This window comes from Neisseria sicca 4320 (assembly GCF_000193735.1).
Classification (GTDB): Bacteria; Pseudomonadota; Gammaproteobacteria; order Burkholderiales; family Neisseriaceae; genus Neisseria; species Neisseria sicca_E.
On the sequence record NZ_AEPF01000011.1, the window covers coordinates 1 to 21181 of the forward strand.

The 21181-nt window shown below is 51.3% G+C and carries 17 protein-coding genes, 1 tRNA gene and 2 pseudogenes; 9 read left to right on the plus strand and 11 right to left on the minus strand.

Annotation, left to right across the window (positions count from 1 at the left end; translation table 11 throughout):
• Nucleotides 1-31 precede the first annotated feature (31 nt).
• Entirely contained in the window at nt 32-1006 is a 975-nt protein-coding gene (locus tag NSCA4_RS0101070) for a glycosyltransferase (RefSeq protein ID WP_081476519.1), read from the minus strand.
• Between the two features lie 178 nt (nt 1007-1184).
• Nucleotides 1185-2727, minus strand: a pseudogene (murJ, locus tag NSCA4_RS12560) (murein biosynthesis integral membrane protein MurJ).
• A 210-nt stretch (nt 2728-2937) separates the two neighbouring features.
• Here murJ and NSCA4_RS0101080 point away from each other — a divergent pair.
• From NSCA4_RS0101080 to cysS, 3 genes are all read left to right on the plus strand, one after another.
• On the plus strand, nt 2938-3636 hold the full coding sequence (locus NSCA4_RS0101080) for a thiol:disulfide interchange protein DsbA/DsbL (RefSeq protein ID WP_016686434.1): 699 nt from the start codon (nt 2938-2940) through the stop codon (nt 3634-3636).
• Nucleotides 3637-3830: 194 nt separating this feature from the next.
• Nucleotides 3831-4985 (plus strand): GTPase ObgE, encoded by a 1155-nt coding sequence (gene obgE, locus NSCA4_RS0101085; protein WP_016686435.1) that lies wholly within the window; start codon nt 3831-3833, stop codon nt 4983-4985.
• A 182-nt stretch (nt 4986-5167) separates the two neighbouring features.
• Nucleotides 5168-6589, plus strand: coding sequence for a cysteine--tRNA ligase (cysS, locus tag NSCA4_RS0101090; RefSeq protein WP_016686436.1), 1422 nt, complete (start codon nt 5168-5170; stop codon nt 6587-6589).
• 94 nt (nt 6590-6683) lie between these two features.
• Here the strand turns inward: cysS and NSCA4_RS0101095 are convergent, their stop codons facing one another.
• Nucleotides 6684-7199, minus strand: a complete 516-nt coding sequence (locus NSCA4_RS0101095) for an acyltransferase (protein WP_029609432.1) — start codon at nt 7197-7199, stop codon at nt 6684-6686.
• Nucleotides 7200-7482: 283 nt separating this feature from the next.
• On the opposite strand from NSCA4_RS0101095, the gene rpmE reads away from it, so the two are divergent.
• Both rpmE and NSCA4_RS0101105 read left to right on the plus strand, forming a co-directional pair.
• Entirely contained in the window at nt 7483-7698 is a 216-nt protein-coding gene (gene rpmE / locus NSCA4_RS0101100; RefSeq protein WP_016686438.1) for a 50S ribosomal protein L31, read from the plus strand.
• A 171-nt stretch (nt 7699-7869) separates the two neighbouring features.
• On the plus strand, nt 7870-9522 hold the full coding sequence (locus NSCA4_RS0101105) for an ArnT family glycosyltransferase (protein WP_016686439.1): 1653 nt from the start codon (nt 7870-7872) through the stop codon (nt 9520-9522).
• A gap of 320 nt (nt 9523-9842) precedes the next feature.
• Here the strand turns inward: NSCA4_RS0101105 and NSCA4_RS0101110 are convergent, their stop codons facing one another.
• The 7 genes and pseudogenes from NSCA4_RS0101110 to NSCA4_RS15895 form a co-directional block, all read right to left on the minus strand.
• Nucleotides 9843-10331, minus strand: a complete 489-nt coding sequence (locus tag NSCA4_RS0101110) for a TlpA family protein disulfide reductase (protein WP_016686440.1) — start codon at nt 10329-10331, stop codon at nt 9843-9845.
• A complete protein-coding gene (locus NSCA4_RS0101115; protein WP_016686441.1) occupies nt 10328-10714 on the minus strand; it encodes an acyl-CoA thioesterase in 387 nt (128 codons plus the stop codon). Before NSCA4_RS0101115 ends, NSCA4_RS0101110 begins: the two co-directional genes overlap by 4 nt.
• Complete coding sequence (locus NSCA4_RS0101120) at nt 10714-11076, minus strand: hypothetical protein (RefSeq protein ID WP_016686442.1); 363 nt, start codon at nt 11074-11076, stop codon at nt 10714-10716. The genes NSCA4_RS0101115 and NSCA4_RS0101120 overlap by 1 nt, the downstream gene beginning before the upstream one ends.
• Before the next feature lie 189 nt (nt 11077-11265).
• Nucleotides 11266-13371 (minus strand): annotated as a pseudogene (locus NSCA4_RS12570) (TonB-dependent receptor).
• Between the two features lie 368 nt (nt 13372-13739).
• Nucleotides 13740-14246, minus strand: coding sequence for a pantetheine-phosphate adenylyltransferase (coaD, locus tag NSCA4_RS0101130; RefSeq protein WP_016686445.1), 507 nt, complete (start codon nt 14244-14246; stop codon nt 13740-13742).
• Nucleotides 14247-14374: 128 nt separating this feature from the next.
• Nucleotides 14375-15061 (minus strand): Bax inhibitor-1/YccA family protein, encoded by a 687-nt coding sequence (locus NSCA4_RS0101135; protein WP_016686446.1) that lies wholly within the window; start codon nt 15059-15061, stop codon nt 14375-14377.
• Nucleotides 15062-15277: 216 nt separating this feature from the next.
• Complete coding sequence (locus NSCA4_RS15895) at nt 15278-16099, minus strand: transferrin-binding protein-like solute binding protein (protein WP_255265254.1); 822 nt, start codon at nt 16097-16099, stop codon at nt 15278-15280.
• 408 nt (nt 16100-16507) lie between these two features.
• On the opposite strand from NSCA4_RS15895, the gene pyrE reads away from it, so the two are divergent.
• From pyrE to NSCA4_RS0101165, 4 genes are all read left to right on the plus strand, one after another.
• Complete coding sequence (gene pyrE / locus NSCA4_RS0101150; protein WP_016686449.1) at nt 16508-17149, plus strand: orotate phosphoribosyltransferase; 642 nt, start codon at nt 16508-16510, stop codon at nt 17147-17149.
• A 112-nt stretch (nt 17150-17261) separates the two neighbouring features.
• Nucleotides 17262-17747 (plus strand): MJ0042-type zinc finger domain-containing protein, encoded by a 486-nt coding sequence (locus NSCA4_RS0101155; protein ID WP_003759233.1) that lies wholly within the window; start codon nt 17262-17264, stop codon nt 17745-17747.
• Nucleotides 17744-19054, plus strand: a complete 1311-nt coding sequence (gene argA / locus NSCA4_RS0101160; protein ID WP_016686450.1) for an amino-acid N-acetyltransferase — start codon at nt 17744-17746, stop codon at nt 19052-19054. Before NSCA4_RS0101155 ends, argA begins: the two co-directional genes overlap by 4 nt.
• Nucleotides 19055-19369: 315 nt before the next feature.
• Nucleotides 19370-19445 (plus strand) — tRNA-Thr (locus tag NSCA4_RS0101165).
• A 58-nt stretch (nt 19446-19503) separates the two neighbouring features.
• Here NSCA4_RS0101165 and NSCA4_RS0101170 read toward each other — a convergent pair.
• Complete coding sequence (locus NSCA4_RS0101170; protein ID WP_036537881.1) at nt 19504-20976, minus strand: KAP family P-loop NTPase fold protein; 1473 nt, start codon at nt 20974-20976, stop codon at nt 19504-19506.
• Between the last annotated feature and the right edge of the window lie 205 nt (nt 20977-21181).

Sequence of the window (21181 nt, forward strand, 5' to 3'; positions counted from 1 at the left end):
TATTGGTTTTCAGACGACCTTTTTGAGTCTGTCAATCTTTCGCCATTATCTTGGAAGCCGCCAGAAGCTTTAACAACAAACGGCTGCGGAATACATGGCACAAAAGGCGTACGTCGCGGCGGCGGTTGAATTTGCTGGGATAGCCCGCCATTCGGAAATCGTAGCCGTTTTCTTCCAGCCTGCGGAACAGTTCGTCCGTAGAAACACCGCTTTTAAGCATCGAAACCAAATGGATGAATTGGAAGGAATCCCGTATTTCCAATAACCTGCGGACAACTTTGGGCGGCTGTCCCGGTGTAGCGAGCAGGCGCGTATATTCCCTTACTGCCAAACCGATGTCGTCGAGGTATTTCTTCGTCTGCTCGGGCGTACGCTTGCTGCGCATGGCGGATTCGGGGTTGTCGACATAATCATAAACAACGGTATTGCTGGCAATGACGGTTTGGCATTGCAAAAAATACTCGGTCAAAAATACGCCGTCTTCCAAATATTTCATGCCTTCGATAAATTTCAGCCCCGCTTTTTCCAACAGGCTGCGTTTGTAGATATACGACCAAACGCACGACCAAAACAGATAGCGGTCCATATAATCCGCCAAACCGATAACCTCGTCTTCATTGGCGGGATAGCGCGCATCGACATTGAATTGGAGCATATCCGCATCGGAATGCTTCATTTTTTCAACCAAACCTGTCAAAAGTGGCGGATCAATATTGTCGTCGTGATCCATAAACATCACATACTCCCCGCGCACTTTAGACAAACCGATATTGCGCGCCCTGCTGACTCCGCCGTTGGGCGTATCAATCAACTGCGCCCGTAATTCGGGATGTTCATTAAAAAACTGCCTGAACTGAGCCGATGTATCATCGGTAGAGCCGTCGTTTACAACAATAAATTCCATCCCTTCGACAGCCTTATGCAGACCTGCAAAATGACGGCACAAACCTGCCGCGAACTTTCCGCCATTATAGACGGGGACAATTAATGAAACAGTTATCGACATAAATCTGCATCCTGCTGAGTAGGTAAACGACTAAAAATAGACATTTACGGCGTCTTTAAGTTTCAAGTTTAATATTAAAGACACTAATAATTTTTTTATAACATACCATCTGGGAAATAAGGGACAAGCTTTCCAACCTATGCATCCGGTTTTCAGACGACCTTTCCATGCTTCCGATTCAGTGCGTTTCCACCCGCTTGAAATCTCTCGGTCTAAAACCCAACGCAGCCAGCGAAACGAAATACAAACCGCCGCCTATCGCAATCAGGATGCACAACTGCCCTGCTTTACGCAAACCGCCGACATGCACCCACTCAAACGGCAGATAAGCCTGCGCCGCCCACAATCCGCCGCCCATCACGACAAGCGACAGCAGCATTTTACCCAGAAAACTCCCCCACCCTTTACCGGGTCGGTAAATACCATGTTTGCGCAACAGGTAAAACAACAATCCCGCATTGATACACGCGCCTAAACCAATGGCAAGCGAAAGCCCGACGTGTTTCAAAGGACCGATAAATGCAAGGTTCATCAACTGCGTGCAAACAAGCGTAAAGATGGCAATTTTGACGGGCGTTTTGATGTTTTGCCGCGCATAGAAACCGGGTGCCAACACTTTAATCATGATTAAGCCGATTAAACCAAAAGAATAGGCAATCAACGCATGTTGCGTCATCTGCGCGTCAAACAGCGTAAATTCTCGGTACATAAACAGCGTCGCCACCAACGGGAACGACAACACCGCCAGCCCGACCGCCGCCGGCAGGGTCAGCAGCATACACAGGCGCAAACCCCAGTCGAGCAGTCCGGAAAACTGCTCCCTATTCCGATTGGCCGCATGTTTGGACAAAGTCGGCAGCAAAATCGTACCGAGCGCAGCACCCAAAACACCACTGGGCAGCTCCATCAGTCGGTCGGCGTAATACATCCACGAAACGCTGCCCGATTGCAGATAAGAAGCGAAAATCGTGTTGATAACCAAAGAAATCTGCGCCACGCTCACACCCAAAATCGCAGGCGCCATCTGTTTCATCACGCGGTTGACCGCCGCATCTTTAAAATTCAATTTGGGCAGTTTCAAAAAGCCCAGTTTCGCCAACCAAGGGAGTTGGAAGCCAAGCTGCAAAAGCCCGCCGACAAAGACCGCCCAAGCCAGCGCGGTAACGGGCGGATCAAAATACGGCACGAAAAACAGTGCGAATACGATAAAAGAAATATTCAAAAACGTCGGCGTAAACGCAGGAATGCTGAACTCATGATAAGAATTCAGTATCGAACCGACAAAGGAAGACAAAGAAATCAATAAGATATAAGGAAACGTAATCCGCAGCAAATCGATGGAAAGCTGGAATTTGTCCGCCTCCTTGGCAAAAACCGGGCGCGGAAATCCAAATTACCCAAGGCGCGGCAAGAATGCCCAGCGCGGTAACGATCACCAGGACAAACGACAGCATCCCCGCCACATGGCGGATAAACGCCTCCGTCGCCTCTTTCGAACGCGTTTCCTTATATTCCGCCAAAATCGGCACGAAAGCCTGTGCAAACGCCCCTTCCGCAAATACGCGGCGCAGCAGGTTCGGCAGTTTGAACGCCACAAAAAAGGCGTCGGTCGCCATGCCTGCACCAAACGCCCGGGCAATTACCGTATCACGCACAAATCCAAGTATGCGCGACACCATCGTCAAGCTGCCGACCTTGGCCAAAGCCCCTAACAAATTCATCCGTTTTATTCCTTCAAAAGTCCAGACATCGTCTGAAAGCGCGTATTGTACGACAGAATTGAACAGAACACTTTTTTCAGACGACCTCTTTCAACATCGTCTGAAACCATCATTTCCCTACATGAAACCGTCTTTTTCGCATCAAACCATATATCAAACCGCCAAAATGCAATAAAATCCCCCATTTAACCAAACTATCACGGAGTAAACATGAAACTGAAAGCCTTGGCGCTTACCGCCGCCCTGCTTGCCCTGACCGCCTGCGACAACAAAGCCCAAACCAGCGTCCCTGCCGACAGCGCGCCCGCAGCATCAGCAGCTTCCGCTGCACCTGTCGCTTTAGTTGAGGGGCTTAACTACACCACACTCAGCACACCTATTCCCCAACAGCAGGCAGGCAAAGTCGAAGTCCTCGAATTTTTCGGCTACTTCTGTCCACACTGCGCCCACCTCGAGCCCGTTTTGAGCAAACACGCCAAAACCTTCAAAGACGACACCTACCTTCGTACCGAACACGTCGTCTGGGGTGATGAGATGAAACCATTGGCACGCCTTGCTGCCGCTGTCGATATGGCGGCCGCCGACACCAAAGATATTGCAAACAGCCATATTTTTGACGCCATGGTCAACCGGCAAATCAAACTGCAAGACCCGGAAGTCCTCAAAAAATGGTTGAACGAGCAAACCGCTTTTGACGGCAAAAAAGTCCTCGCTGCCTACGAATCTCCCGAAAGCCAAACCCGCGCAGACAAAATGGCGGAGCTGACCAATACCTACAAAATCGACGGCACCCCCACCGTTATCGTCGGCGGCAAATACAAAGTCGAATTTGCAGACTGGGAAACAGGTATGAAAACCATAGACCTGCTTGCAGACAGAGTACGCGAAGAACAAAAAACTGCCAAATAATCCCCAAAAAGCAGACAGCCGTCCGAAACCGCGATTTCAGGACGGCTGTTTTCACAAAAAATCAGGCAAAAAATCAAGTCGGACAGAGAAACGGGCGCACATCCCCCATATCCCTTATAATATCCCCCATTCCCATTTTTCAGACGACCTCAGACGCAAAAGGTCGTCTGAAACTCAAAATACAAGAGAACACCATGAAATTCATCGACGAAGCAAAAATCGAAGTCGCCGCAGGCAAAGGCGGTAATGGCGCAACCAGTTTCCGCCGCGAAAAATTCGTGCCCCGCGGCGGCCCTGACGGCGGCGACGGCGGCAAAGGCGGCAGCGTATGGGCGGAAGCCGACGAAAACACCAACACCCTCGTCGAATACCGCTTCGTCAAACGCTACCAAGCCAAAAACGGCGAAAAAGGCCACGGCTCCGACCGCTACGGCGCAGGTGCGGACGACATCGTCCTCAAAATGCCCGTCGGCACCCTTATCCGCGACCTCGATACAGACGAAATCGTTGCCGACCTCACCCACCACGGCCAGCGCGTCTGCCTCGCCAAAGGCGGCAAAGGCGGCTTAGGCAATATCCACTTCAAATCGTCCATCAACCGCGCCCCTAAACAATCCACGCCCGGCGAAGAAGGCGAAACCCGCTCCCTGCAACTCGAGCTTAAAGTCCTCGCCGATGTCGGCTTGTTAGGCATGCCCAACGCCGGTAAATCCACCCTGATTACCGCCGTATCCGCCGCACGTCCCAAAATCGCCAACTACCCCTTCACCACCCTGCATCCGAACTTAGGCGTCGTGCGCATCGACGAAAACCACAGCTTCGTCATGGCCGACATTCCCGGCCTGATTGAAGGCGCGGCAGAAGGCGCAGGCCTAGGCCACCGTTTCCTCAAACACTTATCGCGCACCGGCCTGCTGTTGCACGTCGTCGATTTGGCGCCCTTCGACGAAGCCGTCAATCCCGCCGAAGAGGCCCTCGCTATCATCAACGAATTGCGCAAATACGACGAAGAACTCTACGGCAAACCGCGCTGGCTGGTGCTGAACAAACTCGACATGCTCGACGAAGAAGAAGCCCAAGCACGCACCGCCGCCTTCCTCGAAGCCATCGGCTGGGACTACCCCAAACCCGACGACCGCTTCCAATTCGACATGGAAACCCCGCGTCTCTTCCAAATCAGTGCGCTGACACACCAAGGCACTCAGGAATTGGTACACCAAATCAACCAATACCTGACCGAGAAAAAACGCATCGAAGCTGAAAAAGCAGAAGCGGAGCAGGCAGCGGTAAATACCGAGATTGCCGAGCAGCAGCCTAAAACGGATACAGGCGTATTTAAGCCGGAGTAAAAAGTTTCAGACGACCTTTGTTTGATAAAGAGGTCGTCTGAAAAATATGCAACGAAACAAACACAGCAATGACTTTCCACAAACTTATTTTAGAATCTAAGTGAACTCGATTTCATTTGTAGACGTCGTCTAAGCGGTTTCCAGACGACCTCATATACTAATGCTCCTCTTAGTGAATGCCTATGACCACCATCTACAACACCCTTACCCGCCAAAAAGAACCCTTCTCCTCCATCGATCCTAAAAACGTGCGTATGTACGTTTGCGGCATGACCGTTTACGACTATTGCCACTTGGGTCACGCCCGCGTGATGGTTGTGTTCGACATGATTGCCCGCTGGCTGCGCGAGTGCGGTTATCCGCTCACTTATGTGCGCAACATCACCGACATCGACGACAAAATTATTGCCCGCGCTGCTGAAAACGGCGAGACCATTGGCGAACTGACCGCGCGTTTCATCCAAGCCATGCACGAAGATGCCGATGCTTTGGGCGTATTGCGTCCCGACATCGAGCCGAAGGCGACAGAAAACATTCCGCAAATGATTGCCATGATTGAAACCCTGATTCAAAACGGCAAGGCATATCCTGCCGCAAACGGCGACGTTTACTATGCCGTGCGCGAGTTTGCTGCTTACGGACAATTATCGGGCAAATCGCTGGACGACCTGCGTGCGGGCGAGCGTGTGGAAGTGGATGGTTTCAAACGCGATCCGCTTGATTTTGTGTTGTGGAAAGCGGCCAAAGCAGGCGAGCCGGCATGGGAAAGCCCGTGGGGCAACGGCCGTCCGGGCTGGCACATCGAATGCTCTGCCATGAGTGAAAACCTGTTCGGCGACACTTTCGACATTCACGGCGGTGGTGCAGATTTACAGTTCCCGCACCACGAAAACGAAATCGCCCAAAGCGTCGGCGCCAGCGGCCACACCTGCGGCCACGACCACGCGCAAACCCATCATGGTCAAAGCATTGCCAGCCACGTCAAATACTGGCTGCACAACGGCTTCATCCGCGTGGACGGCGAAAAAATGTCCAAATCGCTGGGCAACTTCTTCACCATCCGCGAAGTGTTGAAACAATACGACCCCGAAGTCGTGCGCTTCTTCATCCTGCGCGCCCACTACCGCAGCCCGCTGAACTACTCCGACGCGCATCTGGACGACGCAAAAGGCGCACTGACCCGCCTGTACACTACCTTGAAAAACACGCCTGCCGCCGCGTTCGAATTGTCCGAAAATGCCAACGACTACACCCGCCGCTTCTACGCCGCCATGAACGACGATTTCGGTACGGTCGAAGCAGTTGCCGTGTTGTTTGAACTGGCAGGTGAAGTGAACAAAACCAACGACGCGCACCTCGCCGGCTGCCTGAAAGCCTTGGGCGGCATCATCGGCCTGCTGCAACGCGATCCGACCGAGTTCTTGCAAGGCGGCGCGGTTTCAGACGGCCTCTCCAATGAAGAAATCGACGACTTAATCGCCCGACGCAAACAGGCGCGCGCGGATAAAAATTGGGCGGAGTCCGACCGCATCCGCGACCTTCTGAACGAACACAAAATCATTCTGGAAGACAACGCCGGCGGCACGACTTGGCGTCGCGGCTAATTTACTTTGATACGAAAAAAGGTCGTCTAGAAAATTATTTTCAGACGACCTTTTTTCGTATCTGGTTGAAAGTTGAAAACCGTGATGTGTATACTCAATCTTCCAATAGGCTCTTCTTGATGACCGCAGGATTCCCAGCGGCGACGCAGTACGGCGGCACATCTTTGGTTACCACAGCCCCAGCGCCGATGACCGCTCCTTTGCCTACCCGTACTCCGCCCATAATAATCGCGCGTCGTCCGATCCAAACATCATCCTCAATCACAATCGGATTGACTTCCGTATAGCCCTCATACTTCAAAGTCTCACGATTAAACTTGTGATTGTTAGAATAAAACAAACATTCCGGCCCCATCATGACATTATTGCCTATCGTCAAGCCGTAGCATATTTCGCAATTAACGCCGATGCCCGAGTTATCACCGATCACCGTATCCGGCATGACGTACGCGCCCTTTTCAATATTGACGTTTGTACCGATATGAGGCGACACTCTTTTTGCTAAAAAAACACGGACTCTTTTAGCAGGCGTGCCTAAAACACGACAATAAGACGGCGGCAGCAAACCGCTGACCACACGCAGAATCAAACCATTTACTTTTGCCTTCATTCCTATACGGTCCCTCATGTGATAAATATATGTCATCAGACCCATATTTTGCATAAAGTTCAAGAATAAAGCAAAAATTCTTAAAAAATTACTCAAATAAACAATACGATAAATAATTCAGCACCTTATTATCCCAATCATCATTTCAAGAACACAAAAGCAACGCCGACCAGCCTCTCTCGGGCAATATCCTCTTGACGGAACAGAAAAAAACAGCGAAAATCCGAATCTTGCCTGAAGCATAGGTACATCCCCTATGCCCGCTTAACCGAAAGGAAACAAAATGAAACAAGATATCCATCCTAATTACCACGAAATCAACGTTACCTGCTCTTGCGGCAACAAATTCGTCACCAAATCCGCGCTGGAAAAAGACAGCTTCAATATCGAGGTTTGCTCTTTGTGCCACCCGTTCTACACCGGCACCCAAAAAATCGTCGATACAACCGGTCGCGTGGACAAATTCAACAACAAATTCGGCAATCTGTTCAAACGCTAATCGCCGCTTTGCTGAAATAAAAAAGACTGCATTTTATGCAGTCTTTTTTGCTTTATATGTCGTCTGAAAATGCATTTTCACCAGTTCAAAACCCAAATCCTTCCTTTCAGACGACCTCCCGCCGAATCTTTGCTAAACTACACGAAAATACGTTCAACATCTCTCAAACCTATGCTCACCTACACCCCGCCCGATCCGCGCCAACCTGCCAAAACCCATGAAAAGCCTTGGCTCTTGCTGCTGATGGCATTTGCCTGGCTGTGGCCGGGCGTGTTTTCGCACGACTTGTGGAATCCCGCCGAACCCGCCGTCTTTACCGCCGTCGAAGCCTTAGACGCAGGCTCGACGCCGTTGGTTGCCCATGTGTTGGGACAGCCGGATTTTCAGATTCCGCCCGTCTATTTGTGGGTGGCGGCGGCGTTCAAACACCTATTGTCGCCTTGGGCGGCGGACGCTTATGATGCCGCGCGTTTTGCGGGCGTTTTCTTCACGATTATCGGGCTGACCGCCTGCGGTTTTGCCGGATTCAACTTTTTGGGCAGGCACCACGGGCGCAGCGTCGTCCTCATCCTGATCGGCAGCATCGGACTGCTCTCGGTCGCGCACTTCCTCAACCCCGCTTCCGCCGCTTTTGCCGCATTGGGCATGATATTGTGCGGCTTTTCATTGGCGCAACGCCGCGTCATCACTGCCTCACTGCTGCTGGGCGGTGGCTGGGCGTTACTGTCGCTTTCATCGGGCTATCTGATGACCGCCGCGCTGATGTTTTTAGCACCCGCCCTGTTGCTCGATGAGAAATGGCGCGTCAAACGTTATTACCTGACGCTGGTCGGCGCATTTGCCATCGGGCTGCCGCTGCTGACGGTTTATCCGCTCATCTTCTCCAGAACGCAGCCCGAACTGTTTTCCATCTGGCTGCAACATCACTCGCTCGGCGCATTCGGCGGCTTTGGTGATTTTCAGACGACCTTCAGCCTGTTCTATTACCTGAAAAACCTGCTCTGGTTTACCCTGCCCGCGTGGCCGCTCGCCGCATGGACGTTGAGCCGCCCCCGCATACGCGAAAAAAACTGGAGCGTATTGTGCATTTCATGGTTCTTTATCGTCCTCAGTATTCTTGCCGTCAGCCCGCAACGCCTGCAAGACAACCTCGTTTGGCTGCTGCCCCCGCTTGCCCTGCTCGGCGCGGCGCAACTGGACGGACTGCGGCGCGGCGCGGCGGCGTTTATCAACTGGTTCGGCGTCATGGCGTTCGGACTTTTCGCCATTTTCCTGTGGACGGGCTTCTTCGCCATGAACTACGGCTGGCCTGCCAAACTCGCCGAACGCGCCGCCTATTTCAGCCCGTATTACACGCCCGACATCGACCCGATACCGATGGCGGTCGCCCTGTTGTTTACCCCGCTGTGGCTGTGGGCGATTACCCGCAAAAACATCCGCGGCAGACAAGCCGTCACCAACTGGGCGGCAGGCGTTACGCTGGCGTGGGCATTGCTGATGACCTTGTTCCTGCCGTGGCTTGACGCCGCCAAAAGCCATGCGCCCGTCGTCCTCCAAATGGAAGCCTCCCTCTCCCCCGAACTGAAAGAACGGCTTTCGGACGACCTCGAATGTATCAGCATCGCCGCCGAAGACCGCCGCGCCCGTATCGCTTGCGCGCAATACAGCGAATTGAAACCCCATATCGACGACGCTGCCTGCCGCTACCGTCTGGTGCAGCAACCTAAAAACACCGACGCGCCGCAAGGCTGGACGAAAATCTGGCAGGGCGCGCGCCCGAGAAACAAAATGGAAGGCTTTGCCTTGCTGGAGAAAGCGGAATGAATCCGCTAGGGGCGTGAATGGCAAACGTCGTCTGAAAATCGGTTTCAGACGACGTTTTTTCATGGGGATTTGAGTATCGGAAACATCGTTTGCAAAAATGCGTCTGACAAGCGTTTGATAAACACAAAGGTCGTCTGAAAACCAATATTTAGATTTTCAGACGACCTTTTAAATCATCTAAGGTGGTGCAGAAAGGCATAAAAAAACAATATTGCCGAAACTGCTGTCATTTCCGCATCAATCAGCATTTGTGCAAAAATGAATCAACGCGTTATCCCAATAAATACATAAGGGCGCATCATTGCGCCCTTTTTTGATTGCTATTTCGCCAATTCTTTGTCGATTTCCTGATAAAGCGCGGCGAAGTCCGGCTCGCCGACAAAGGTTTTCAGGATTTCCCCTTTTTTATTAATCAGAAAAGAAGTCGGGTAAACCTGCGTGCCGAATGCTTGGGCGGCGGCTTTATCGGCATCAAACATGACGGTAAAGGGCAAGCCGTATTTTTGGACGTATTGGGTGACGCTTTCGAGCGGGTCTATCGGTTGGGCAATGCCGAGGACTTGAAAATCTTTTCCTTGATAGTCTTTGGACATTTTGATGACTTTGGGCATTTCGCTGACACAGCCCGGACAGGAGGGAAACCAGAAATTGATGAAGCTGACTTTGCCTTGCAAATTGGTGTTGGACACCGGTTTGCCTTGCAGGTCGGACAAAGAGAATGTGGGAGTAGGTTTGTTATCCGGAATAAGGACGATGGCGAGCAGCACGCCGATAATGGCGACTGCGGCAATGGTAATGAGTTTTTTCATGCTTCGGCGTATTGTTTTAAAAGGGTAAATAGAGGTTCGGGAATGCTGATGCTCCGCCCGCTTTCTGCGCTGACGACCATCAAAGTGCTTTCGGCTTCGACGGCATTTTTGCCGCTGGGCAAAACGATATTTTGGGTAAGGATAATATGACGCGAGGTCAGCTCTTTCAGACGACCTTCAAAGCGTAATATGTCGCCCTCGACGGCGGCGCGGCGATAACGGATGTCGGTGCGGACAACCACCAGCATCAAGCCGTCGATTTCGGACAAGAAACCGTGTTCCTCAAAAAATGTCCAGCGCGCTTCTTCGAGAAATTCGAGATAGCGCGCGTTGTTGACATGACCGTAGCCGTCAAGATGGTAATTGCGGACGCGGACGTTCATCAGTTCAGATTAAAGGGTTGAAAGGCTTCACGGGCGAGCGGTTCGTGTTCGAGGTCGGTAATGACGGTAGAAAGTTGGATGTCAAACCATTCGTTGAAAATATCGGCGTCCAAATCAGGCCACTCGCTCTCATCTTCGCACCAGTCGGCAAGTTCGGCAGCGAAAATGTCTTCAAACCGCGCTTCGATTTCGTCCCATACTTCGTCGGCGGTTTCACACGGACGGACGAGGTAAGAATTGGCATCGGCTTGAATGTCTTCAAGCGTCAAACCGTCAAGATGATTACCGGGCAGGGTTTGCAGCCAGTTCCAAAAAGGATCGAGCGGGATGAGCAGGAAGACGCTGCGGTTGACTTCGTACATGATGTTTTCCTTAGTTTCAGATAAGGGAATGATATAGCAAAGGCCGTGCAAACGCCATCTTTACAGACTGCCGCATTCTTTGCAGCCTTAAGCGTCCCGCCTTATTCATGAGCGTATAAAAGATAAAAGGTCGTCTGAAAACCAATATCAGGGGGTTCAGACGACCTTTGTTCTGTTTTCTGACCGGGATTAGAAACTGTAATTCACCCGCGCCGTATAAGTGCGCGGCGCGCCGGGCATGGCGTCGGAACGCCAGTATTTTTGATTGAACAGATTGCCGACGGCGAAAGTGAGGTTCAGATTTTTGCGGTTCCAGCCGAGCATGGCGTCGGTGCGGACGAAGCCGGGAAGCGTGGTGGTTGCTTTTTGGCTGGAGTTGTAGCCGTAGCGTTTGCCCGTACCGGTTACGCCGATTTCGCCGTAGAGGTTTTCGGTCGGCGTGTAACGGAAAAACAGGTTGCCGGTAACGTTGCTGGTGTTATTCAAATGGATGCCCACGCGGTTGGGATTTTCCTTGTCTTCAGCCACTTTCGCCTGCATTACGCCCAACGATCCGCGCAGGTAGAGTTTTTTGGGGATGATTTGTCCGATGGCGGACAACTCCACGCCGCGCGAACGGTGTTTGCCGCTGACTGCCCAAGTGTAGGGATCATTTTGCGCATCAGGGCGGTAGCGGATATTGAAGCGTTCGATTTGGTAAACCGACAGGGTGGTGTCCAAACGATTGTCCAGCCAACTGCTTTTGACGCCGGTTTCGTATTGGCGGGTGTACTCGGGGGCGGCGTTGAACACGGCGGCAGACGAAGTGTCGATACTCAAATAGCCGCGTCCGCCGTAAGGCGCGAAGCCTTTGTTATATGAGGCGTAAAGCGTGTGGGCGGGCGTTACGTTCCACACTGCGCCGATGTTGGGGCTGAACGAATGGCCGCTGTATTGGCGGCTGCTGCCGGTGAGTTTGCTTTCGGAATTAAAGGTGTATTTGTCGTAACGGCCGCCGAGGACGAATTTCAAGTCGGGCGTGGCTGAGAAGATGTTTTGCACGAAAATGCCGTAGGCGTCGGCTTTGTGGCGGTTTTGGGTGAGGACGGGTTACAGCCTGCCCGAAGCCGGCCAGCTTGCGCGGTCGTAGGGGTTTATGGAGGCGGAAAAGTCGCGGTTGTAACCTACTGTCGGGTTGCGGTGTTCGCGACTGTAATCCATGCCTACGGTCAGGTGGTTTTCAAAACGGCCGATGTTGTAGTCGCCGTTGAGCGTGAAATTGGACGACAGGGTTTTGTTGTCGGTTTGCTGCCAAGCGTAGTTGCGTTTGATTCGGCTGCCGTTTTCGCTGCCTGCATGAAAATGGTCGAAATCCTGCGCCGCCGTGCGGTGGGCAAGCTGCCATTGGGCGCGCCATTTGTCGTTGAAGGCGTATTCGAGGTCGGAACGCCAAACTTGCAGCTTGTCTTTGACAAAATCGTTCGGGTGGGCAAAACCCATGCGGTAAGGCAGTCCGAAGCGGTCGTACACGGACTTGGTCGGGCTGCGGTCGGGCGTGCGCTCCACATTGTCGTAGGTGTATTGCCCCGTCCATTTCAAGCCGTTGTCGAGTTTGACGGTAATGCTGGGCGAAACCATGACGTTTTTGCTGTCTATGCCGCTGCGGAACGAATTGGCGCGCCCGACTTCGCCGGTGAAGCGGATGGCGACGTTTTTGTTCAGCACTTCGTTGATGTCCATATTCAGGCTGCGGTTTGCCCACGAGCCGTAAACCGCACCGATGTTGCGGCTTTGTTTGAAGTTGGCGTATTTGCTGACCATGTTGATGACACCGCCGCCGTTGGTGCGGCCGTAAAGGACGGAAGACGGGCCTTTCAGGATTTCCACGCGCTCGATGTTGGCGGTGCTGCGGCGCACCTGCCCGCTTTCGCGTACGCCGTCGCGGTAAATATCGGATGCGTCAGCTTGAAAACCGCGCAGGAAAATGCTTTCGCCACGCATATCGTAGGCAGCGTCGATGCCGGCGTTGCCTTCGAGGATGGAACTCAAATCGTTCGTACCGTAATTTTTGTTTTTCTGGATGTTGAGCGTATCGACGGTTTGCGGCGTTTCTTTAATGAGCTGGCCGTTGCGGGTAACGGCGGCTTCGTCGTAGTTGATGTAGCCTTTGAGTACGCTGGTGTCGGACTGTCCGACCACGGTAACGGTGGGCAGCGTGGCGGTGTAGTGTTCACCATCGGCTGTATCGGCAGCATACAGCGGGAAGGCGGAGGCAATCAGTGCGGGAAGCAGGGAAAGACGGGTGGAATATTGCATGTTCAACTCCGAAGGTGAAAGGATGCGGCATTATAGGAAATATTTTTGTTTAATTGAAATAATTGATAACAATTATCTTTATTTATGAAAAATCGTGTTTATATTCTGCAACGAAGCAGCTACCAAGAAAAATACATTTAAAATGAATACTATTATCTGATTATTAAATATATAGTGGATTAAATTTAAATCAGGACAAGGCGAGGAAGCCGCAGACAGTACAGATAGTACGGCAAGGCAAGGCAACGCCGTGCAGGTTTAAAGTTAATCCACTATAAATTTAGAATTACACAAACACCGCCATAAATCGAAAGGTCGTCTGAAAACCTGCGTTTCAAGCTTTCAGACGACCTTCTCGTTAACAACATTTAAGTTTCATAATCCTGCACGATTTTTTTGTACACGGCTTCGGGCAGGTAGCGGCGTATTATGTCGTGCCAGCCATCCGGGCCGACCAGGCCTTTGACCATAGTGGAAGACACTTCGGCGATTTCGCGCGGCGGCATCAGGAAAACCGTCGAAATTTCGGGTGCAAGGTCGCTGTTGATATAGCGCATGGAGCGTTCGTATTCGTAGTCGGCGGCGGAGCGGATACCGCGAACGATAAAACCCGCGCCGATTTCGCGCGCGTAGCGGACCAGGAAGCGGTTTTCAAATACGCTGATGCGGACATTAGGAAAGTCGCCCGTAATCGCTTCGAGCATGGCGCGGCGTTCGTCTATGGTGTAGGTATTGCGTTTTTCAGGATTGATGCCGATGGCGACGACGAGTTCGTCAAAAAGAACCTGAGCTTCTTGTATCATCCAAAGATGGCCGAGGGTCGGCGGGTCGAAGCTGCCTGCGTAAACGGCGCGGCGCGGGGGGATAGTGTTCATGGGTAGTAGGATGAGTGATGGCAGCCGTCAGGATAGCGGGCGGGGAATGGAATGTCAAAAAGGTCGTCTGAAAACCTGTTTGCAGTTTTCAGACGACCTTTGAATGCTTTCGTCAGATGTGTAAACGGTTAATCGTCGCCGCTGAACGCCAGCAGAATCCGCAGCAGGCTGCTGAAGATATTGTAGATGGAGATGAAGATGGTCAGAGCCGCGCTAATATGGCTGTCTTCGCCACCGTCAATCACCGCACGCACCTGCCACATAATCATCAGCGAGCTGAATAGGACAAACGCTGCCGAAACGGCAAGGCTCAATGCCGGGATTTGCAGAAAGAAGTTGGCAATCATCGCGATCATCAACACCACCGCGCCAACGGTCAGGAAGCGGCCTAGCGAATTCATATTGACATTGGTGCGGCGCGCCATTGCAGACATGGTGAAGAACACCCCGGCAGTCATGGCGGCAGCGATGCCGACGATTTGCGTACCGTTTGGAATAGCGAGCGTATATTGCAGAAGCGGGCTGATCAGCACACCCATGCCGAAAGTGAAGATCATCAGGAGGGTTGCGCCGACATTGCTGTAACGGTTTTTCTCAATGAGGAAAGTCATGCCGTAGAAGAACACCAGCACAGCAACCAGCCCCATCCAGCCCTGACCGAACAGAGAGAATAGATTCAGTCCTAACCGGCCGCTGAAATATGCGCCGGCAACGGCGGGAATGAAAGACAGGCCGAGCAGGCGGTAAGTTTTTTGCAGGACGGTATTTTTAGCAACCTGTCCCGTGGCGGTATAGTCGTAAACGTCGTTTCGCATGGCGTTTGCTCCTGAAAAATGTTTTGAAAACAAATAAATTCGGATTCTAACAGTAAATCATCGGCTTGGGCATATTATTAAGTATGCAGCCGTCGCCGCTTACCGATAGATAATGGCTAATGGCGTATTTTAAAGGGCTTGAATGAAACAGGTCGTCTGAAACCAAAAAACCTAATTTCAGACGACCTTTATTTGCAATAACCGTTTACCGGAAGATTATTTCTTCGAGCCAACGAATGCGCCTACTGTATTGCCGCTAGAGAATCCGCCTGCAACTTCCGCTGCATTTTTGCCAAAGAAACCGCCTTTGACTTCGGTCGCACCGGATTGGTCAAACTTGTTGCCGCTAATTTGGGCATTAACAGGAATGTTGCCGCCAAATTCAGCATTACGGGAGATAGTACCTGTTAATTTTTTACTGTCAAAATTGGCAGTCAACTCTGTGCGGGAAATATTGTAATTTGCGCCACTATGCATAGAGGCAACGCTGGTGCTGTAATGAACTTGTCCTTTAGGCAGCTCGGCTGCGGGCGTAAAGTGTCCGCTGAAGAAAGCTTGTTTTTTGCCGTTAACTTCTAACACGCCGGCAGTAGCGTTTGCTGAAGCAGTATTGACTAAGAATTTCTGTACGGATTTCGGCTCGCCGGATGCAATTCCTGAAATAAAACCAGGGACTTTGCCTTTCCAATTATTCAAAGAAGTACCGCCGCTTTGGGTCAGATCGAAATCCACACCGTCAACGCGGATGTGTTTGATGTTGCTATTATCGATGGCAATGCTGTTACCGCCAACTGTTTGCTGTGCGGCGGTAGGAACTGCCGGAGTAGCAGGAGTTTTAGGAGTGGTAGGTGTTTTACCCGTCTCAGGTTTTGCAGGAGTTGTCGTTGATGGAGGAGTTGCAGGCTTCTGCGACGTTGGCGGGTTGCTTGGACCTGCGTTAGGCGTAGATTGTGAAGAAGGAGTGGAATTTCCACCGCCGCCCCCGCCTCCGCAGGCAGCCAAAGTTGCTGTACAAATCAATGCAAGTACTTTTTTCATGTCGTATCATCCTTTTGAAATCGGGTCTCGAAGTTTCTGTATTCAGGAACAAGTCTTGATTGTGCTTACGATGCACCTGAATCAATGACTTAGACATTTTATACTAAAAAGGTAAGCCGACCCATATGTAATAGTTAATTCAAGTAAATTTACAAACAAAATATAACTAAATTATAACCAAGTTAACAATTTATTGGCAGGAAACACATCAAATCAACTCACTTTTTCAGACGACCTGCATTTTCCTCATGAATCCTTTATAATCTCTTCCTTTATAAATCAATATAGTGGATTAACTTTAAACTGGTACGGCGTTACCTCACCTTGCCGTACTATCTGTACTGTCTGCGGCTTCGTCGCCTTGTCCTGATTTAAAGTTAATCCACTATATCTTTCGAAAGAAGCAAAATGTCCGATTTCCGTCAAGATTTCCTCAAGTTTGCGCTGGCGCAGAATGTATTGAAATTCGGTGAATTCACGACCAAGGCAGGCCGTCAGTCGCCTTATTTTTTCAACGCCGGACTGTTTAACGACGGCGCATCGACGCTGCAACTGGCGAAGTTTTATGCGCAGGCGATTATCGAGAGCGGCGTAAAATTCGACATGCTGTTCGGCCCTGCTTACAAAGGCATTATTTTGGCGGCGGCAACTGCGATGATGCTGGCTGAAAAAGGCGTGAACGTGCCGTTTGCCTACAACCGCAAAGAAGCGAAAGACCACGGAGAAGGCGGCGTATTGGTCGGTGCGCCGCTCAAAGGCCGAGTTTTGATTATCGACGACGTGATTTCTGCGGGAACATCTGTGCGCGAATCGGTCAAACTGATTAAAGCGGAAGGTGCGACCCCCGCCGCCGTCGCCATCGCACTCGACCGCATGGAAAAAGGTACGGGTGAATTGTCTGCCGTTCAGGAAGTGGAAAAACAATACGGCCTGCCCGTCGTTGCCATTGCCAATCTGAACGACTTGTTCACTCTCCTGCAAAACAACGCAGAATTCGGCGGCTTCCTCGAGCCGGTCAGAGCCTACCGCGAACGCTACGGCGTCGCCTAAAATACGATAAACAAAAGGTCGTCTGAAAACGGACAATCCCTTTTTCAGACGACCCACCCCAATCAAACACACATTAAAACAACACATTCCACACTTTACACGGAAAACCCCTATGCCCGCCTGTATATGCCCACACTGCAAAACCTCACTTTGGGTCAAAGACACCCAGCTCAACGTCGCACAAGGCTTTGTCGTCTGCAATAAATGCGAAGGTCTGTTCAAAGCCAAAGACAGCCTGGCGCCGTCTTCCGCTCCCGCCAATCCCGACACGCTGCCCAACGCCGTTACCGACGTCCGCCTCGTACACGACATGGGCGGCAACATCCGCAACCGCAAACAACTCTCCCGCCACGAAATCGCCAGCCTGCTCGACAGCGCCGAACGCGCCAAAAAAGCCAAAGAAGAGGCGGCACGGCGCACCGAAGAGGAAAAGCGACGGGCAGAAGAAGAAAAACGGCGGACTGAAGAGTTCCAAGCCCTGATGGCGGCTGCCGCTGCCAAACCCGCCAAATCCGAAGAAGGCTTCAACTGGACGCTGGCGGTACTGGTCGCGCTGACCGTCCTCATCATGCAGCTTTTCTATCTGGTCTTGCTATGAACACATCTCCGGGTTTTGTTGCCGATTTTCGCGAAGCCGCGCCCTATATCCACTACCTGCGCGGCAAAACACTGGTTATCGGCATCACCGACAGCCTGCTCGAAGGCGACACCCTGAACCGGCTCGCCGCCGATTTCCACCTGCTCGCCGGCTTGGGCGTGCGGCTCGTATTGGTACACGGCACGCGCCATTTCCTCAACCGCCTCGCCGCCGACAGACAATTCGTTCCGCAATACCATCGCAACCGCCGCATTACCGACGACGCCACCCTGCGCGACGCCAAGCAGGCGGTCGGCATGATACGCAGCGACATCGAAGCCGCCCTGTGCAGCAGCGCATCCGCCCCCTTGCGCAACAAACCGATTCCCACCGCTTCGGGCAATTTCCTCACCGCCCGTCCGCTCGGCGTCATTGACGGCATAGACATGGGCTACACCGGCATCGTCCGCAAAACCGACACCGACTCCATCAACCGCCGCCTTGACGACGACGCCATTGTCCTTATCAGTCCGCTCGGACACTCCTACGGCGGCAAAACCTTCAACCTCAGCATGAGCGAAGCCGCCGAAGCCGTCGCCGTCGCCCTTCAAGCCGAAAAACTCGTGTACCTGACCGAAGAAGCCGGCATTTGCAACGCCGACGGCGTCCTCATGTCCACCCTGTCCTCAGGCGAAGTCCGCAACCTGATAGAAACCGCACACAACGTCCCCGTGCGCCTGCTCCAAGCCGCCGTCAACGCCGTCGAAAACGGCGTCAGCCGCGTTCAAATCCTCAGCGGGCGCGAAGACGGCGGACTTTTACGCGAACTCTTTACCCGCGAAGGCTGCGGTACCGCCATCGCCCGCGATGCCTTCGTCTCCATCCGCCAGGCCCACAGCCGCGACATCCCGCACATCATCGCCCTGATACGCCCGCTTGAAGAACAAGGCATCCTGTTGCACCGCAGCCGCGAATATCTCGAAAACCACATCTCCGGTTTCTCCGTCCTCGAACACGACCGCAATATCTACGGCTGCGTCGCCCTCAAAACTTTCGACGATCCCGAAATCGGCGAACTAGCCTGCCTCGTCGTCTCCCCCGAAGCCCGTGACGGCGGCTACGGCGAAATGCTGCTCGACCACCTCTTCCAAAAAGCCCGCGCCATGGACATCCGCCGCCTGTTCGCCCTCTCCACCCGCACAGGCGAATGGTTTGCCGAACGCGGTTTTCAGACGACCTCTCTCGACGCATTGCCCGAAGAACGCCGCCGCGACTACCTTGCCAACGGCCGTAATTCGCAAGTGTTCGTCCGAAATATTGAATCTTGATGCAACACGTTTTGCGCCTCCCGTTCATCCGACCTCGCGGTCGAACCCATCATTCAGATTTAGCTTGTTCACTGTTAAATATTATATTCGGACAGAGGCTGACAACTTGCCGATTCCGGATAAACCTGCCCAACCCATTGCCGTTTCCGGGCGGGTGGAAGGAGTGGAAAGTCAAGAATCAAAATAATATCCCCATACAGTCTTTTTAAAAAAGGTCGTCTGAAAACACGGCATATATTTTCACCGAGCAACGACTTTATCGGGAAATACGAACTTGCTGATCATCCCGTTTATGTATATGATAACGAACACCGTGCCGGTGTAGCTCAGTCGGTAGAGCAGCGCATTCGTAACGCGAAGGTCGGGGGTTCGATTCCCTTCTCCGGCACCATATTGCTTAAAGAGAGGTCGTCTGAAAACTTGGTTTTTGTGTTTTCAGACGACCTTTTTTATTGCGGTGTTTGTTCAAGGCTGAGGACTTCGAAGGTTTCTTTTAGGATATAAAGAACGCTATCTATTCCTAGAGGAAAAATTTCTTCATTCTTAAAAAAATATTTATTTATAAGGTCTTCCCATGATTCTGGATTATGAAGGTTATCAGAGTTAAAATGTGTATCCATTTGGCTATTTAGAATGAGCATCATAGCAATTACATTTGTACTTGTATGAATACCACCTGAAATATTTTTCGGAATATTTGCTAAAGACTGAATATTAAACAATCGAGCAAAATCTTTGGCATCAGTACGATTTTTATTTATATTCTCCCTTAAACTCGGATAGAAGCAGAAAATAAATACCCCCGTAATACGCAGCAGTATATATTGCCACATTTCCCGACTATCTAATCCTCCTCTACTCAAAGAATGGTATATCTCTAAAAATCGGACTAATCGTTCCGTTTCCCTAAGTGATATATCGTTTCGTTCTATCATATCGCTGATAAAATTTATTGTTACATTGTGTTCTTCATCAATTAAGCCTCGTAGCTCACTAGCCATATGACTGGTTCGTATCAACTGTTTGAAATATTCAACTGAAACTAAAGCCCATCCTCCCCAAGAACGAACCGAAACCTTGTCAGGCAAGGCAAAGCTGTACTTCAAAAATTTATCTAAATATTTTTGTGCATCCACTTCCACCCCATACCGATGATTAATCGCCGCGCGCAGTTGTTTGGTGTTCGTCACCAGCACGACTTTGACGTTTTCGACATCAAAGATATGCTTGATAACCTCCAGCATATCGACGGCGTAATCGGGGCGGCAGCGGTCGAGTTCGTCGATAAACAGGATTATCGGTTTCTCCGCTGCCAATTCTTTCAAGCAGGCTTTGAGCGTTTCCAGATTTTTTTCTGCTTCGATTTGCTCTTTCAACAAGGCTTCGACGGTTGCATCGATGGTGTAGCTGGCGATTGTGGCAGCAGCATCGGTTACGGTTTCGGCCAAACTGTCTGCATCTTGGCCGTCATTTATTATCTGTTGTAATCCTTCTGCCAAATCGTCTGTATTTTGCTTTAGAACATGACCAACCGCTGCCTTAGCAACGGTTTTCATCACGAATCCTGCGGCTTTCGCGACTTTCCTCGTAATATTTTTGCGCTGTTCAGACGGCTGCTCTCCAATATCTTCAGGCGTACAGGTTTTGATGATTTCGGCAAGCAATGCCAGCAGAGACTCTCCGCTGTGGTCTGAACGGAAGGCGTCAATATAGACGGGCTGGTAATTGGGATGTTGCTGCTGCATAAGCCGAATCAGTTTTTGGCAAAATTCGGTTTTGCCCGTTCCCCAGCCACCGTCGATAACCATGGGGGAAAGGTCGATGGGCGAAGTAAGCAGCCTGATGATGTTTTCGGCTATCGGCTTACGCTTGAATTCGTCTTGTGTATCGAAAGTGGGTTTTTCTAAAGTTTGGGTTTCCATGTCATCCCTTTGTTTAATCATAAATTCAAGTAAGAATACCTATGCTGTCATTCCCGCGCAGGCGGGAATCCAGACCTTAGCCATTCAGAAATGTTTAGAGATTACCGTAATTTTAAACTTCTGGATTCCCGCCTGCGCGGGAATGACAGCATAAGTATGTCTTGGTTTAATCATATGGATATGTTCTGATATTTAAAAGGCCGTC